The organism is Streptomyces sp. NPDC041108, from assembly GCF_055592645.1.
The window spans coordinates 1-14875 of sequence record NZ_JBVIYK010000023.1 but is presented as its reverse complement, the minus strand read 5'-3'; the positions used below and the strand labels follow the sequence as shown (position 1 = coordinate 14875).

Here is a 14875-nt window from a genome sequence, read left to right as displayed (position 1 = left end):
ACGGGCTTCGACAGGCCTTTGTGATGTTGCACGAAAGTTGCAGCCGGTGTGATGGCCCCCACACAGCGAAGGGTTTTGGAGGGGGCAGATCAGTGGCTATTTACCGAAGGTCAGGAGCGGCCTCCATGCCACACACCGGGTCGGAGAATGTCCTCCCAAACCTCCAGCGGGCCTTCGTCGTCGGAGTAGAAGGTCCGCAAAACGAGAACCGGGACAGGCACATCCGGCGGCATGTCAATGCCGAACTCATCAAGTTCGTTGTTGGAGGCCAGCCGTGCCGTGCTCTGCTCCGGGCCTGCGGTGATCGTCTTGCCGGTGCGCTCAGTGTAGAGATCGTGCCGGAATTTCGGCATCGGTCCCTCATCAAGCAGTTCCGGCAGGGGCACCAAGGCCCGCATGTGAATCATGTTCAGAGCCAAGACCGTGGTTTTGCCGTCCTGTATGAAGGTTCGGCTCCTAAGCACAATCTCGTCGTACAGGTCGATCCCGAGAAGGTTCGCAACCTCGGCATCGGCGCACGAGCGAAGGACGGAGCGAGAGTTCACATAGGTCTCCCGGGGGGCCAGTGGCCTGCCGGTACGACGAAGGCGCTCCAAACGTGCGGCGCCCGTGAGGATCGACGGCGGGATGTCGCTGGGGCCCAGCACGGTGGTGCCGCTGCCCTGTGTCGTGCGAATCAGCCCTTCCGCCTCCAGGGCTTGGTAGGCGCGATGGACCGTCGCTGTGGCTCCCTTGCCTTCGGAGACAAGGGCTTGGACCGACGGGAGTCGATCGCCAGGGCCGTAGTCACCGTTCTCGATTTTTCTCGCGATCTCATCCGCGATCTGTCGCCACTTTGGCGGCTTCGGGGCCGGAGTTGGCATGGCGGCTCCTCTCGGCTCGGCTTGTGTCGACCAGTCAACCACATTCTAGAAGACCTTGACATCTCTTCTAGAAGACTTCATCGTGGTGTCTGCGAACGGCGCTAAGCGCTTTCCGTGACCGCAAGACCGCAGTAGTTGTCCGCCCCTCGGGGCGGCCGGAGTAGTCCTCAGCTCGCTGAGGACGCGAGAGCACCATCGCAGCAGATCGCCACCTCGGTGGCCGGAGTCCAAAGCCCTAGCCACCTCGGTGGCCGGAGCCCGAGGCACCTCTAACTCCTCCGCCCATGATCTGCGGCGAGTACCACCCCGCAGCGCTGATGCGTTGTCTGTCCTTCAGGACGCCGGTTCGCCGTGCGGCCTGGAGGGCGGAGAGAGCACCTGCGATGCACTCCTGCCACTTCGTAGAAGGAGCCCTCATGCCTACGCGAACCCGCGATCTCACCGCTCAGAAGCGTCCGCGCCGAGCCCGGTCCCGCGCCATCAGCACGCTCCCCCCGCTGGTCGTCTCCAGCCTCAAGCCGCATGAAGTCGACCTCGCGTACTCCACGCTGGTCTGCCCCACCTGCCGCACCTGGGTGCCGATCAACGCGCCGCACAGCTCGCGGCCCAAGCTGGTCCCCCACCACACGGAGAAGGCCGGCACCGACGACCCGATCCGCTGCCCCGGCAGCCACCGCCTGGTCACCATCAACCTCACCGTCGACCAGTGGTTCCAGCGGCTGGAAGAGGGCCTCACCCAGACCGCCGGCCGACGCTCCACCCGCGTGATCCGCAAGCCGAAGGCCGGTGCGGCCCCCGCCGTCATGCAGATCGTCGGCGGCACCGTCGACGACAAGACGGCCCGCAAGTTGGACGAAGCCCACGTCCGCGGCTGCTCCACCTGCTCCATCAAGGACGACAAGGGCAACATCCTGCGCGCCGCCGACCTGACCTCCCGGTGCACGGACGGCCGCCGCCTCGCCCAGCTCGCCGCGCACACCAAGCGCCTCGCCCCCGCTCGCCGCAAGGCACAGATGGACCGCGAGGACTGGAACGACCGCCGCGCGTGGGGCCTGCGCCTGCTGCACGAGCAGCAGTGGCAGAACGTCTCGGAGTCGGTCGCCGACGCCGACCTCCGGCGAGTCCGTGACACCTTGGCCGCGCTGATCCGGACGCTCAACCCGCGCAAGGCCGACGCCCCGCAGCTCACCAACTGGGAACGCGCCGACCTGATGAGCGCGATCACTCTCCTGGCGACACAGGAAGAGCAGCTCACCCGGTAGGACTGCACGACGAACGACCACGGCCCCGGCCGCCCCACACGAGGGGCGGCCGGGGCCGTGGCTGCTCGTACGAACAGCCAAAACGGAGACGACCCCGGGATTCCGCCCCAGGGCCGTCAGCAGGTTACTCCGTGAGAGGAAAAACCTTGAGTCCCATCATGACATCTGCCGCGCCTCCTGGTGCACGGGCAGACAGCAGCCCGGACATGGACGACATGTTGCGCCGGGCCCGTATGGACGACCAGCGCCGTTCGCAGCGGCCGGCGCTTCCGGCCTGCGTCCCCGGCCTGTACGTCCAGCACCGCGCTGGCGGGTTCGTCGCCCACATCACGGCCTCCGAGGTCGCCTTCAGCACGGTGCGCGGTCTGACCGCCTCGGTGCCGGTGGCGTACGGGGCCGGCCAGGCGACCGCCGACACCGCTGAGTGGCTCGTCTCCGAGCTGCTCGGCAACGCGAAGCGGGCCTGCGGTGATCACGTGCCGCTGGTCGTAGAGGTGTACGTCACCGGGCGCAGCGTCCAGGTGAACGTGCACGACCCCGCCGCCGATCTGCTGCCTCGCCGCAGCGTGGTGGCGATGGACAGCGAGACCGCGGAGTCCGGGCGCGGCCTGGGCCTGCTGGACATGCTGGCGCCCGGCTGGGACGTCGTGTCCTCTCCGGTCGGCAAGCAGATCCGCTGCCGCATCGACGCCAGGTAGTTCAGCCCGACGCCAACCCATGAGGCAGCCCCGGGGATACCGCCCCGGGGCTGCCTCGTACACGGACCTTCTGGGAGGCCCACATGAAGATGCGAGTGTCCGTCGCCGTCGTCCGTAGCCACGCTTACGCGCCCGTCTCCACCGACGCACCGGAGCGGCCCCGTCCGGCCTGCGTCGAAGAGGACCCCGAGCTGTTCTTCCCGATCGGCGACACCGGCCCGGCGCTGCTCCAGATCGAGGAGGCCAAGGCCGTCTGCCGCCGCTGCCCCCTGATCGAGAGCTGCCTCCAGGGCGCGCTGGAGCGGGGCGAGGACGCGGGCGTGTGGGGCGGGCTGTCCGAGAAGGAGCGCCGCTCCCTCAAGCGCCGCGCCGCCCGCGAGCGCGCCGCGGCCGCCTCCGCCTGACTCCCGCCGGACGGGATCGGTGGGCAACTCCCTGCCCGCCCTGCAGCACCGCCACCGAACGGCCGCCCACGCTACGGGCGGCCGGCCTTTCGCACGCCTCCAGCCCGAGAGAGTCTCGGGCCCGCATCCCCGCAGGAGAGCTCATGCGCAGCAGCACCCAGCTCGACACCGCGACGACCGCCGCCGGTTCCACCCGGTTGCCGACGTCGCTGTGCACACACACCCCGAAGTGTCCGACGGCCGACAGCCCGGACCGGGAGGCGGCGCACGTCGTGGCCGCGTACCCGGAGCAGGGCTGGAGCCTGTTGTGCAACGCCGTCCTTCTCTTCGAGGACACCGGGGAGCTGCTCCCCGACGGCCAGATCATCGCCCCGCGCCGGCCCCTCGCCGCCACGGCCTGACGGCTGCCCCATCCGCTCGCACCGGTCGCTGAACCTCTTGGCGGCCGGGCCGAGCGGTGACAGGGAGCCGGGCAGTCCGGACCACGCGATACGAGGAGAGCACATGGCGCAGCAGCCGCAGACGCAGGATGTCCGGCCGACGACCACCTACACCAAGGGCGACATGGTCCTGTTTCGCGACGTCGAACGGTTCTGGCTCGGCAAGCCCGGCCACACGTTCGTCGGCCGGGTGGAGCGGTCCTGGCAGCACGCCGACACCGGCAAGGTCCTCTACGACCTGACGGAGCTGAGCGGCAACCGGGCCCGCGCCGGGATCGACCCCGACTACATGCGGCCGCTTCCGGCGACGGACGCGATGCACGACATCGATACCGCGCCGCTGAGCGAGCCGGACACCGGGGCGATGACCCCGGCCGCCGTCGCCTGGCTGCGCCGACACCTCGGGCAGGACAGCAGCACGCTGCCTGCCCGGCGCTGACCACCTGCTCACGCAGACGGCCCTCCGAGTCCCCGGCATTTGAGCTGCCGGGGTCCCGGAGGGCCTGGTCCCGACCCTACCTACCCGATGCCGACCGCGGTGACCTCTTGCACGAGGCGCCGGAACGTAAGAGAGGACACCACCGTGGCACCCAAGACCGCCACCCGCCGCAGGCGCCAGGCCGCCCCGGCCGCGAAGCCCCGCGCCAACGGGCGCGCCAAGGCTCCGACGCCGCCGGCCTCCATCCCCGCCCAGGCCACCGCACCCGAGAACACCGCTCCGGTGGTGTACCCGGAGGCCGACCCGGTCCTGGCCGACGCCGCCGACCGCGCCGCCGACCTCCGGGACCTGGCCGCCGACGACGCGGCCCGCATCCTCACCGACGGCCAGGTGCTCGCCGACGAACTGATGGAAGGCGCCCGTACGGAGGCCGCCTCGTTCACCGAGGCGGTCAACGCTGAGCAGGCGCAGATCATCGCTGACGCGATGAAGGAGGCCGACAGGGTCCGCACGGAGGCCGCCGCAACGGCGGTCGCCGACGCCGACCAGCGTCGGGCGGCCGCCGAAGCTACGGCGGAGCAGCTGCTCGCCGACGCGCGTCGCGAGGCCGACACCGTCACGACGTCGGCGGCCGGTGAGGCCGACCAGGTCCTCACCGACGCCAAGGCGGCTGTCGAGCAGCTGCTCGCCGACGCGCGCCGCCAGGCGCAGGAGGTCACCACCACGGCGGCCGCGCAGGCGGAGCAGGTCCAGGCCGAGGCCGCGCAGGCCGCCGCGAAGACCCTCGCCGACGCGGAGAGCGTGCGTACCGAGCTGCTGGCCGGTGCGGAGCGCACCGCGGCGGAGACCCGCACTCGCGCCGCCACCGACGCCGAACAGGTGCTGGAGCGGGCGCGGGGCGAGGCCGACCGGATGCGTGAGAGCGCTGACGGCCAGGCCGTGCAGGTGCGGGCCGGTGCCGAGAAGGTGGCCGCCGGCCTCCGTGCCGACGCCGACCGCGCCCTGGCCGACGCCCGGTCCACCGCTGAGGAGCTGCGGGCCGCCGCCGAAAGGGACGTCGCCCGGCTGCGCGAACAGGCGGAGACGGACGCGAAGACGGCCCGGGAGGCAGCGGCGAAGGCCACGGCCGACCAGGCCGCCGCCGCTCAGGCCCGAGCCGAAGCGGACCGGGTCATGGAGGCGGCGACGCAGCGCACCGTGCAGCGGGCCCGCCGCCGGGAGATCCGGACCGAGTCGCGCGCCGCCCGGCGCAAGGCCCGCAACGACGCCCGTCCCGCTGGCGGCGTTCCGCCGCTGTCCGGCCAGGAGCTGGTACTGGTCGTCGGGATCGTGCTGGCGGCCGCGGTCGTCTCCACCCTTGGTCTGCTCTCCTCCTACACCGCGCTGGAGACCAAGGCCGCCGGGTGGGGCTGGGAGTGGCCGTGGCTGCTCCCCGTCGGCATCGACGTCGCCATCCCCGCCTTCACCGGCGCCAACCTGGTCCTGATCCGCATGGGCATGGAGCTGCGCTGGATCCGCTGGGTGCCCCGCGCGCTGACGGCCGTGACCGTCTACCTCAACTGGAACGCCTCGGACAGCACCTCGGGGCGTCTGGGGCACGCCGCCCTCACCCTGCTGTGGGTCGTCTTCTCGGAGATCGCCTCCCACGTGTACGCCACGCGGATCGGCGCGGTCACCGGCAAGAAGCGGATGGAGACGGTGCGCCGCTCCCGCTGGATCCTCGCCCCGATCCCCACCGCCCGGCTGCGCCGCCGGATGATCCTGTGGGAGATCACCTCCTACGAGGAGGCGCTCACCCGCCTCCAGGAGCAGACCTACCTGCGAGCGCAGCTCAAGGAAAAGTACGGCTGGCTGTGGCGCTGGAAGGCCCCGTTGAACCAGCGGATGGCGCTCAAGCTCGACACAGTGCCCGCCACGCTCGCCGACACGCTCACCCCCGAGGACGCTCACACCACCGAGCGCGCGGAAGAAACCGAGCACGCTCACCCCGACGTGAGCGCGCTCACCGCCGGGGAGGTTCGCGGCGAGCGTGAGCGCCCGGCGCTCACCCCTGGCGCTCACGAGCGTGGGCGCACCACAGAGGAGACGGACGCTCAGCGAGCGGAGAACGCTCGTACGCGCAGCGAGACGGAGGCGCTTACCGAGCGCCGCCACGCACGGATCCGTCTGCTCTACACCGAGCTCGGGCGTCGTCCCGAGTGGACCGAGATCCGCGACGCGCTCACCGACGCGGGCCTGTCCGACACTCCGGTCTCCCGCCCGACCGCGCAGCGCCTGCGCGCTCAGGTCGAAGAGGTCGCCCCGGGCGCGTAGGTGAGCGCCCGGTGAGCGCCGACGCGCTCACCCCCTTGGCGGAACCCCTGCCGCTCATGGTCGCCACCGGCCCGCGCTCGCCCACCGAGCGCGGACCGGTGACGGCCACGGCCGGCAGGCCGCTCGCCCGCACCGCGCCCTACTCGGAGCGCGTTGCGGGCGAGGTTCGTACCGACTACGACTCCCACCCCGCGCAACAGCCTCGGGGACCACGGATTTCTCCCCTCCCCAACCCCGAGACCTGGAGGTCTTCTCGCATGAACAGCAACGACCCGAACTACTCCCCCCTGCGCGATGTGGCGCAGAACCCGGAGGCGACCGCCCGGTACCTGGCCGACGTTCAGCGGGTCCTGCTGGACATCGGCAAGAACCTGGAGACCCTCGCCGAGGAGGTCCGCGTCCACTGCCGCGGCTCCCACGTCGAGGGCGACCGGTTCTACGACGCCTGGCTGCGCGCCCAGCCCGTGGAAAAGGCCTTCAAGGACGTCCTGAAGAACGTCGAGGCCGTCACCAAGGGCCTCGAAAAGGGCGCCTACAAGCGCCGCGCCCACGATGAGGCGGTCGCAAATACCGCCCGAAAGCGAAAGGAAAAGGAGCTGGAAAGGCAGCGCAAGAAGAACCCGCAGCCGCTCCAGGCCGCGCCGAATCCTCCGCAGCATGGTGCACAGAGCCAGAATCTCGGCTATGGTGGTCCCACGTCGATTTACGACATGGGTAACAGGGAGTCGGCGTGACGCGCCCCCTCACCAGCGTCGAACGCTCCATTCAAGGGCGGAACGGCTGGCTGAAGGAAGAAGAGCGCAAGGCGATCGAGAGTCGCGGGGAAATTGGCCGGATGGAATTCTGGCTCCGCCTTACTCGGTCCGAAATCGCCAAGGAAGTCAAAGCCGGTCGCGGCGACGTCATCACCGGATTCACGCTGGTCTGCCGCCTCTTCAAGCTGGTCCTGGAGAAGCGGCAGGCGGGCGACCCTCGGCTGTTCGACCACTTCATGCAGTACGCGGACACCGTCCTGAAGCAGCACGGCCCGCGTAACTGACCGTCACCCACGAAGGCCCCGCCGGGCTCCGGCGGGGCCTCGCGCGCGTAAAGCGTGCACACGTGCACGTGCACGCGCGTGCACACGAGACCCCACTGTCTGTCAAGTCCCCCTGGAGGGAGGTGCACCGTGTCCGACGAGTCCGACGAGACCGGCGGCGGAACCCTGGTCCATGGCCCCTGGAGCGGTGATTCCTCGTACGAGCTGCCGCCGATCCCGGATTTCATCGACACCATTCCGCCGCCGGAAGACATTCCGGAGGCTCCCCCGGAGAGCCCGGAAGAGACGACAATGGAATTGCCGCCGATTCCGGCCGCTCCGGACCCGGCGACGGCGCTGCGTTCGGAAGGAATTACGGCACCGGAAACCGGTGAAGATGACGGCGAATACGAGGAAGGCGAATACGAGCAGCCTCGTTCTCTCGCTGACCGTCTCGGTGACTGGCTGGAATTCCGGCTGGAAAGGGCGCGGGCGCTTCACGAGGGTGAAGCACCTTTCCGTGAGGCTGAAATAGCGCGGAAGGCCGCGCTGCTGGAGGGCCGCACCGCGCAGGAAGTCGCGATGATGGAGCAGAACGGAAAACTCCACGCCGCGATGATGAAAGCGAAGGGCGACAAGGCGGCGGCACGCGGAAAGGCGGACGCCGACCGCATGAAGTCGTCCGGCTCCGGCTCCGGCCTGGGGGCGGACAAGGGCCGCTCGAAGGCCGGCGGCGGAGGCGGCTCGCGCGGCGGAGGGGGCGGCACGGGGCCGTCCCGCAGCAACTCCGGCTCGGGAGCGAACCGGCCCGGGTCCTCGCGCGGCTCCAACTCCAGTAGCCCCGGCGGGCGTTCTGGCCCTGGATCGTCCGGGGGCAGCGGTGGCGGCAAGGGCGGCACGAAGGGCCCTGACCGCTCCTCTGGCAGCCGAACACCCGGCTCCGGGCGCGGCGGTCCCGCCGGGGGCCCGAAAGGCCCTCAGGCGGGCTCTGGCAGCTCCCACCGGAGCGGCAGCGGCGGCTCGAAGGGTGACGGCGGCCGGGGCCAGCACGGCCCAGCCTCCAACGCCCGTGCCGAGCGGGCCCGCGGCCGCCAGGAGCGCGCCGGCACCCGGCAGGCCGGGCGGCAGGAGCGGCGCACCGCCGGTCACGCCGCCGGTGTCGCCGACCGGACCAAGAACCGGGACCAGGCCCGCGCTCAGCGGCAGCAGGCCTGGGAGGACCGCCGCGCGAAGCGGCAGGAGCGGGACGCGGCACGGAAGGCGAAGCGGGAAGCTGCAGCGCTGTCCGAGCCGGGCCGCACGACCTTCGGCAAGGCCGTCGGCGAGGAAGTCCAGCGCCGCTGGGACAAGCGCCGCGCAGACGCGGAGGCCGCCAAGGCCGAGAAGGACGGCAAGGCCGCCACGGAGAAGGTGAGCCTGACCAAGGAGGACAAGGACAAGGCCGCCGACGGCAAGGGTGACAAGACCGCCAAGGACGGCCCTGACGGCGCCTCCAGCGCCGGAAAGGACCGTGCCGCGTCCGATGAGCCGGGCAAGGCTTCCAAGGCTGGTGACGAGCCGTCTGACGGCTCGAAGAAGAAGCGCCGCCGGTTTCGGCGTCGTCGTACCGCCGGCACCGGCCGGGCCGGACGGCGGCGCCGCCGCACCCGAGGCGCTGGCCGTACTCGAGGCAGTCGCCGGACCGGGCGGCGCGAGAGGTCGGCGGACAGCCCGTTCGGCGCGGACGATCCCACTCCGACGGTGGAGTGGCCCGAGCACGAGACCTGCCCGCCGAAGTCCGCCGACAAGGGCGGGGACGACATCGTCGACGCGGACATCGTCCCCGACAAGCCCGCGGCCGTGACCACCGGCGCCAAAGGCCTGCCGCCCGCGCCGGAGAAGCACACCGAACGGCCCGGCACCAGCCGGCCCACCAGCACGGAAGGGAGCAGCGTGAGCAGCTCGCAAGTCAGCAGGCCGTCCGGGCAGAGCGGCCTCGGTGTCCAGCATCGAACGGACATCACGTTCGACCAGTACCTGATGGAGATGGCGAACATCGCCATCAAGGCCGCCTCCCACCAGGAGCGCGCCGAAGCCATCGCGGAGGCCCTCGGCAAAGTCGCCGACGCCCTGCGGGACATGGCGGCCGACCTGGTCGACGACCACAACATCGACACCCGCGTCACCGACCAGATCACGGACCTGGCCGATGCCGCGGGACGCATGAAGATCCTGGCTCAGCGGTGTGCCGAGCAGTGCGGCATCGCCAAGGAGGCCGCCAAGCTCGCCGCCGTCATGGTCGCCCGGATCTACGGCCAGGACATGGCCGCCAAGGAAGACGCGGGCCTCAAGCACACGTCGGCCGCCGCCCACCACGACTAAAGCCTTGGAGGAAACCCGCTGATGAGCAGCGATCTCGCGCCCCGCAGCAGCACGGCGCCCGTCGTGGCCGACGACGACAACCGGTACAAGGCCGTCCAGGCAAAGCTGGACAAGCTCGGCAAGGCGATGGACGACGCCGTCCTCGAACTCGATGGACTGCTGCGCGACATGAAGGCCAACGCCACCCACACCGAGGGCGTGGCCGGCGACATCGAGAACGCGGACCTGGACCCGAAGTTCGTGGCGGTCACCAACGAGGTGGCCGTCGCCCTGGGCGGCGCCGCCGTCGAGGTGAAGAACCTCGGTGCCACCGCGGAGGAGATCGCCGACCAGACCTACCAGGCCAAGGGCACCCACTCGAAGCTGTACGGCGCGCTGGACGACATCCGCTCGGGTCGGCGCGAGAAGACGCCCAGGCCCGGGTTCTTCAACCGCTGACCCCGCTCCACTCCCCCACCACCCCGCCACGGGCGGCCCCGCTACCTGCGGGGCCGCCCGTGCCCGTTCCCGAAGGAGACACCGGTGACCACGCCGCGCAGTGTCGCGCTCGAACGCCTCGCCTACACCCTCGCCGCGCCCGTGCTGGCCGTGGCCCCGAACATGTACCCCGACAGTCCCGTCAGCTCCGTCGTGCAGCTGGCCGGCGCCGCCGGGATCGGCGGCATCTTCCTCGCGGCCAAGAGCGATGAGCCCGGCGCCGGACGCAAGATTCTGCGCTGGTCCCCGCTGGTTCTGGCCGCCGCCGTCGACGTCGCGGCCGGGCACACGCCCGGCTTCGGCCCGTACTGGCTGGACGCCCTGCTCGCCGCCGGATGGGCGGCGGCCGGCTACCTGGTGATGCCGTTCTCCCGCCACACCCGACGCCGCCACCGCCCCGCCCTCGCCGCCCCGGCCCCGCAGCCGGCGCCCGCCGAAGTCCTCGAGGAGCCGGTGGCGCAGCCGGACGACGGAGCCGACCTGCTCACCCGCGACGCCCGGGTGCTGTGGGAGCAGGCCGGGATGCCCGGCCGCACCCACATCGTCAAGGCCACCCGGCACGACGGTCATCGGCACGACATGACGATCCTGCTGCGCGCCTCGGAGACCGGACGGCCGATCACCGGCCTGTCGGAGGCCGCGGTCGCCGCGCCGTTCGGCGTGCACTCCAGCGACGTTGTCCTGGCGGAGGTCGCCATCCAGCCCGGCCGCCAGGGCGGGCCCGGCTGGATGGAGGCCCGTATCACCCCCGACGCCAACGCCCGCCGCCGCACCAAGCCGACCGCGCAGGAGCGCTGGACGGACCGGGTCGCAGGTCCCAAGGGCGGCGCCCCCGGCTCCGAGCTGGTCCACAAGACCCGCGAGGAGATGCGCGGGGTGACCTTCTACCGGGCGAAGATGGCCGACTCCACCGAGACCCCGCGCATCGACCTTGCCAAGGTCTGCCGCGCGCTGGGCTTGCCGGAGGACGACTCCTGCGTGTTCGTCCTCATCGACGGGGCTGAGTTCCTGATCAGCGCGTTCGACACCCCGCCGCTCAGCGCGATCTTCCCCGCCACCCGCGAGCTGCTCACCCCGGACGCCAAGGGCATGTACGTGTGCGGGTTCACCATCACCGGCCAGCCGGTGAAGAGCATGGTGTACCAGCACGACAAGAACGCCGCAGCCCACGGGCTCATCCTGGGCGTGTCCCGCTCCGGGAAGACGCAGTATTTCGCGATCAACATGGCCGCCCAGTCGCTGGACGGGCAGGTGGTGTGGCTGTCCACCGTCCGCAAGGACGAGAAGACCACCGTGCTCGGCCGGTACATCGACCGGCAGGGATCGAACGCGCTGTGGATGGCGCGGCAGCTGCGGGCGGCGAAGGCGCTGTGCGAGATCAGGGCGGAGATGCCCTGGCCGCACGACGGCGAGCCGCACGACTACAAGCCCGGCGATACACGCTGCCCCTACCGGCAGCTGAACGTGTACGCGGATGAGTTCATGACCGCGGCGCAGGACGGGGACTTCGGCGAGTTCATCCAGACGGACGGCGACGACCTCACGGTCACCGGGCTGAAGTACGGCATCGGCTTCAACCCTGCGGGCCAGTCGCCGTTCGCGCACAACGGGTTCTCCACCGAGATGAAGGACAACCTGCGCCAGAACTCGAGGCCGGTCATCTTCAACATGGGTTCGCCCGGCGCCACCCGCAAGGCGGCGGAGGGCACCATGGAGAACGCCTACGACGTGCCGACCATCCCGGCCCGCTACTCCCGCAGCGAAGGCTCCGCGATCGAGCGGGCCATGCGCGGCGAGGCCGACCCGGAGAACGGCGTCAGCACGGGCGGCGTCGCGGTCATCGTCCTCGACAACGGCCGCGCCGTGCTCATGCGGTCGCTGTACGCGGACTTCGACACCGACCTCTCCGAGCTGTTCCCCGGCGAGGTCAACCGGCTCACCGACCACGAGATCAGCGAGCTGGAGAAGCGCGGCCTGTGGTTCGACTGGAACGAGCCCGTGCGGCCCGGCGAGTTCTGGCCCGAGCCCGACGAGGACGACGACGAGGGCGGCCGCCGTCGCCGCGGCGGAGGAGGCGGCAAGGGCGGCGGCGGCAAGCGCAGCTCCGGCTCCGGCAGCCGCTCCGAGCAGGTCACCTCACCCCGCCAGGCGCTGGAGGCCATCAAGAGCCTCAACAACGCCTGACCGCTCCCCACCCCATCCATCCCGGGGCCGGCCTGCCCGAGCGCGGCCGGCCCCACCCGACCCTCGCGAAGGAGGACCACCCGCCGTGGCCCTTTCCATCTCCGCCGCAGTGCTGCTGGGCATCATCGTGTTCGTCCTGCTCAAGGGCGGCTACGTCCGCGTCGGCTCCATGCTGGCCTGCACGCTGTTCGGCTTCACCCTCGCCGCCACCGGCCTGGCCCCCGTCATCAACAGCGGCCTCGCCTCGCTCGCCGGACTGCTCTCAAGCCTCTGACTAAGCCTCGGTCCACGGCGGATCGGGCGTGTAGTTGAGGCCCTCGCAGAAGCGGCAGTCCCACTCCGAGGGGATCTCCCACTTGTCGACCCAGAAGCCGACCTGCTTGCCCACGAAGTAGTTGTCGCCCCCGCACCATCCGCAATCGAAGACGAACTCCACCAGATTCCCTTCCCCGCGCCTGTTGGATCGAGGGTGCCCGGGGCGCAGGTGCGGTGACTACCCACCCGCCAGCCTCAACTCACCTGCTGCGCAACGGCGAAGAGCGCCCCCGGCCACCACGGCCAGGAGGGCGCTCACCTTCCCGCGTGATCGGAGAACCCCGATGGACCCCCTGAACACCCAGCACGGCATGCCCGAGTCCGAGGCCGCGGCCGAAGCCTGCCGCCTGATCGACGACTGGGCGAGCAAGCCCGTACGCCACCACCCCACCTCGTTCCGCGACGACACCGAGCCGCCGGCCTTCGGCATCACCCCGCCCGTGAAGCAGGAGGACCACCGGATCGTCCCGGCCTGGGCGGCCGGGATCGCGGTGGCCTCCATCGGCGTGGGCGCCGGGGTCACCGGCATCGGCTGCGGTGCCTGGCTTGTGCTCCAGGGCCTGTCCTCGGTCACGTTGAACGGCGTCCTGATGGTCACCCTGCCGTTCGCGGGCATCGCGATGGTCGCCACCGCCATCGGCGGCGCGATCAGCAAGGCCCGCGCGGCCGTCACCAAGAACGTCTTCGAGGGTCCGGTCACCCACCAAACCGAGATCCACAACAACAGCACCACGCGCGGGGCGTTCTTCGCCCGCACCCGCAACGAGATCCGCTGACCGGCTCCGGCCAGCCCCACCACCCGTTCACCGATCCCTTCGCCGAAGGAGTAGCTACGCCATGCCCAGCAACGACAAGCCGGTCAACGGCCAGGAGACCCCGTCCTTCCTCGACGTGCTCAACCAGACGCCCCCGCCGCCCGACGCGAAGGACTGGCCCCGCCCGAAGCGCTTCGCCGGGCTGCGCGCCGCATGGAAGGCGTCCTGGGAGGAAGGCGGCTTCCTCTACCAGCGGTGGGAGGAGGTCTTCCAGGCCCGGCACGCCAGCCGACACGAGGTGGCCAACTGGATCAAGGCGACCGCACTGTTCGGCGGTCTCAGCCTCATCGTCATGATGCTGGACGCCGCCGGCGACATCGCCTCCGCCACGCTCAAGGGCCTGTCCGACGTCCCGGCCACCAGCGCCATTGACGGCAGCGGACTGTGGGGCACAGTCGACCACCCCATCCGGGTCTTCCTCGCCGACCAGGCCGCGCACCTGGCCGTCTCCCCGGCCGCCCTGTACGTGTTCTGGCGGCTGACCGGCCTGCTCGGTCTGGTCGGCGGGTTCTTCGGTAACGCCGGAGCCCGCATCGCCTGGCTGCTGTTCGGGATCGGCAGTCTCGCGATGATCTGGTCCACCGCCCCGGCCGGGGGCCGCGCCGCCGCTACCGGGCTTGCCGCACTCATGTGGGCGCTGGCCAGCATGTTCGCCCTGCGTGGGCTGACGCTTCGGCCCATAGTCCACAACCACCCGCCGCAGTACCAGTTCAACCCCGCGCTCCACCTGCACGCCACGATCCCCGCCCCCACCCTGGCGGGCGACGACCTCGGTCCCGACAACATCCACCAGCTCCAGCGCTGACCTGACGCTCTGCCTGGCCCTCGCCCACCCCGCCCCGGGGTCAGCGAGGACCGGACAGGCCGCCCGGCCGCACGCACCACCCGCTGCGCCCCGCCGACACCAGCACGACGTCGGCGGGGCGCAGCGCTGTCCGCCCGACGACTTCGCCGGACAGGCCACCGCCTCCAACGGCAGCCTCACCGTTGTCGCCCTCGCCGCGGAAGCCGACGTCCACCGCATGGCCCTCCTCAAGCGGCACGCCGATCTGAAGAACGAGTTCTACGAACGTGTCCGCAAAGAGACCCAACAGGTCCCGGAACCCGAGAAACGACTCCGGGAAACCGTCACCAAGCTGAAGAAGACCATCGCCAACCAGAAGGCCGAAATCGAGGAACTTCGTCAGCAGCTACTGACCTTGTCGGATTAGCTTCGGGTGCCGGGGTTGAGGGTCAGGCCGGTTTCGGTGAGGCAGCCGTCGATGAGTTCCGGGTGGCGCTGGATG

17 protein-coding genes and 1 pseudogene are annotated in these 14875 nt (G+C 70.8%); 15 read left to right on the top strand and 3 right to left on the bottom strand.

The window, feature by feature from the left end:
- Positions 1-110: 110 nt before the first annotated feature.
- A complete protein-coding gene (locus tag ACZ6BB_RS37880) occupies positions 111-863 on the bottom strand; it encodes a GntR family transcriptional regulator (protein WP_471619656.1) in 753 nt (250 codons plus the stop codon).
- Positions 864-1279: 416 nt separating this feature from the next.
- On the opposite strand from ACZ6BB_RS37880, the gene ACZ6BB_RS37875 reads away from it, so the two are divergent.
- From ACZ6BB_RS37875 to ACZ6BB_RS37820, 12 genes are all read left to right on the top strand, one after another.
- Complete coding sequence (locus tag ACZ6BB_RS37875) at positions 1280-2125, top strand: hypothetical protein (protein ID WP_471619655.1); 846 nt, start codon at positions 1280-1282, stop codon at positions 2123-2125.
- A 206-nt stretch (positions 2126-2331) separates the two neighbouring features.
- Positions 2332-2823, top strand: a complete 492-nt coding sequence (locus ACZ6BB_RS37870) for an ATP-binding protein (protein ID WP_471619654.1) — start codon at positions 2332-2334, stop codon at positions 2821-2823.
- An 89-nt stretch (positions 2824-2912) separates the two neighbouring features.
- A complete protein-coding gene (locus tag ACZ6BB_RS37865) occupies positions 2913-3227 on the top strand; it encodes a WhiB family transcriptional regulator (RefSeq protein ID WP_471619718.1) in 315 nt (104 codons plus the stop codon).
- 209 nt (positions 3228-3436) lie between these two features.
- The gene (locus tag ACZ6BB_RS37860) at positions 3437-3628 is read left to right on the top strand and encodes a DUF5999 family protein (protein WP_471619717.1); all 192 of its coding nucleotides are present in this window, start codon (positions 3437-3439) and stop codon (positions 3626-3628) included.
- A 103-nt stretch (positions 3629-3731) separates the two neighbouring features.
- Positions 3732-4106 carry a hypothetical protein gene (locus tag ACZ6BB_RS37855; RefSeq protein ID WP_471619653.1) on the top strand — a complete coding sequence of 125 codons (375 nt, stop codon included), beginning with the start codon at positions 3732-3734 and terminating at the stop codon, positions 4104-4106.
- Between the two features lie 144 nt (positions 4107-4250).
- On the top strand, positions 4251-6419 hold the full coding sequence (locus ACZ6BB_RS37850) for a DUF2637 domain-containing protein (RefSeq protein ID WP_471619652.1): 2169 nt from the start codon (positions 4251-4253) through the stop codon (positions 6417-6419).
- Positions 6420-6676: 257 nt separating this feature from the next.
- Positions 6677-7153: a hypothetical protein gene (locus ACZ6BB_RS37845; protein WP_471619716.1), complete on the top strand. Its 477-nt coding sequence runs from the start codon at positions 6677-6679 to the stop codon at positions 7151-7153.
- Positions 7150-7458 (top strand): hypothetical protein, encoded by a 309-nt coding sequence (locus ACZ6BB_RS37840; protein ID WP_471619651.1) that lies wholly within the window; start codon positions 7150-7152, stop codon positions 7456-7458. The genes ACZ6BB_RS37845 and ACZ6BB_RS37840 overlap by 4 nt, the downstream gene beginning before the upstream one ends.
- 129 nt (positions 7459-7587) lie before the next feature.
- Positions 7588-9798 (top strand): ATP/GTP-binding protein, encoded by a 2211-nt coding sequence (locus ACZ6BB_RS37835; protein ID WP_471619650.1) that lies wholly within the window; start codon positions 7588-7590, stop codon positions 9796-9798.
- Positions 9799-9819: 21 nt separating this feature from the next.
- The gene (locus ACZ6BB_RS37830) at positions 9820-10236 is read left to right on the top strand and encodes a conjugal transfer protein TraB (protein ID WP_319656812.1); all 417 of its coding nucleotides are present in this window, start codon (positions 9820-9822) and stop codon (positions 10234-10236) included.
- An 84-nt stretch (positions 10237-10320) separates the two neighbouring features.
- On the top strand, positions 10321-12459 hold the full coding sequence (locus tag ACZ6BB_RS37825) for a chromosome segregation protein ParM (RefSeq protein ID WP_471619649.1): 2139 nt from the start codon (positions 10321-10323) through the stop codon (positions 12457-12459).
- Positions 12460-12544: 85 nt separating this feature from the next.
- Positions 12545-12733 (top strand): hypothetical protein, encoded by a 189-nt coding sequence (locus tag ACZ6BB_RS37820; protein ID WP_471619648.1) that lies wholly within the window; start codon positions 12545-12547, stop codon positions 12731-12733.
- Here the strand turns inward: ACZ6BB_RS37820 and ACZ6BB_RS37815 are convergent, their stop codons facing one another.
- Positions 12734-12895, bottom strand: a complete 162-nt coding sequence (locus ACZ6BB_RS37815) for a hypothetical protein (RefSeq protein ID WP_169808276.1) — start codon at positions 12893-12895, stop codon at positions 12734-12736.
- Positions 12896-13058: 163 nt separating this feature from the next.
- Here ACZ6BB_RS37815 and ACZ6BB_RS37810 point away from each other — a divergent pair, with 163 nt between their 5' ends.
- Entirely contained in the window at positions 13059-13550 is a 492-nt protein-coding gene (locus tag ACZ6BB_RS37810; RefSeq protein WP_471619647.1) for a hypothetical protein, read from the top strand.
- Between the two features lie 61 nt (positions 13551-13611).
- The gene (locus ACZ6BB_RS37805) at positions 13612-14394 is read left to right on the top strand and encodes a hypothetical protein (RefSeq protein WP_471619646.1); all 783 of its coding nucleotides are present in this window, start codon (positions 13612-13614) and stop codon (positions 14392-14394) included.
- 40 nt (positions 14395-14434) lie between these two features.
- Here ACZ6BB_RS37805 and ACZ6BB_RS37800 read toward each other — a convergent pair whose 3' ends face one another.
- Positions 14435-14608, bottom strand: a complete 174-nt coding sequence (locus ACZ6BB_RS37800) for a hypothetical protein (protein WP_471619645.1) — start codon at positions 14606-14608, stop codon at positions 14435-14437.
- Here ACZ6BB_RS37800 and ACZ6BB_RS37795 point away from each other — a divergent pair.
- A pseudogene (locus tag ACZ6BB_RS37795) lies at positions 14540-14800 on the top strand (hypothetical protein); the annotation flags it as partial. The gene ACZ6BB_RS37800 and the pseudogene ACZ6BB_RS37795 sit on opposite strands and share 69 nt — an antisense overlap.
- Positions 14801-14875: the final 75 nt, after the last annotated feature.

Excerpts from the sequence above, each read along its gene's own strand:
- ACZ6BB_RS37880 (WP_471619656.1), bottom strand. The coding sequence starts at position 863 with ATGCCAACTCCGGCCCCGAAGCCGCCAAAGTGGCGACAGATCGCGGAT.
- ACZ6BB_RS37875 (WP_471619655.1), top strand. The coding sequence starts at position 1,280 with ATGCCTACGCGAACCCGCGATCTCACCGCTCAGAAGCGTCCGCGCCGA.
- ACZ6BB_RS37870 (WP_471619654.1), top strand. The coding sequence starts at position 2,332 with ATGGACGACATGTTGCGCCGGGCCCGTATGGACGACCAGCGCCGTTCG.
- ACZ6BB_RS37865 (WP_471619718.1), top strand. The coding sequence starts at position 2,913 with ATGCGAGTGTCCGTCGCCGTCGTCCGTAGCCACGCTTACGCGCCCGTC.
- ACZ6BB_RS37855 (WP_471619653.1), top strand. The coding sequence starts at position 3,732 with ATGGCGCAGCAGCCGCAGACGCAGGATGTCCGGCCGACGACCACCTAC.
- ACZ6BB_RS37845 (WP_471619716.1), top strand. The coding sequence starts at position 6,677 with ATGAACAGCAACGACCCGAACTACTCCCCCCTGCGCGATGTGGCGCAG.
- ACZ6BB_RS37830 (WP_319656812.1), top strand. The coding sequence starts at position 9,820 with ATGAGCAGCGATCTCGCGCCCCGCAGCAGCACGGCGCCCGTCGTGGCC.
- ACZ6BB_RS37810 (WP_471619647.1), top strand. The coding sequence starts at position 13,059 with ATGGACCCCCTGAACACCCAGCACGGCATGCCCGAGTCCGAGGCCGCG.
- ACZ6BB_RS37805 (WP_471619646.1), top strand. The coding sequence starts at position 13,612 with ATGCCCAGCAACGACAAGCCGGTCAACGGCCAGGAGACCCCGTCCTTC.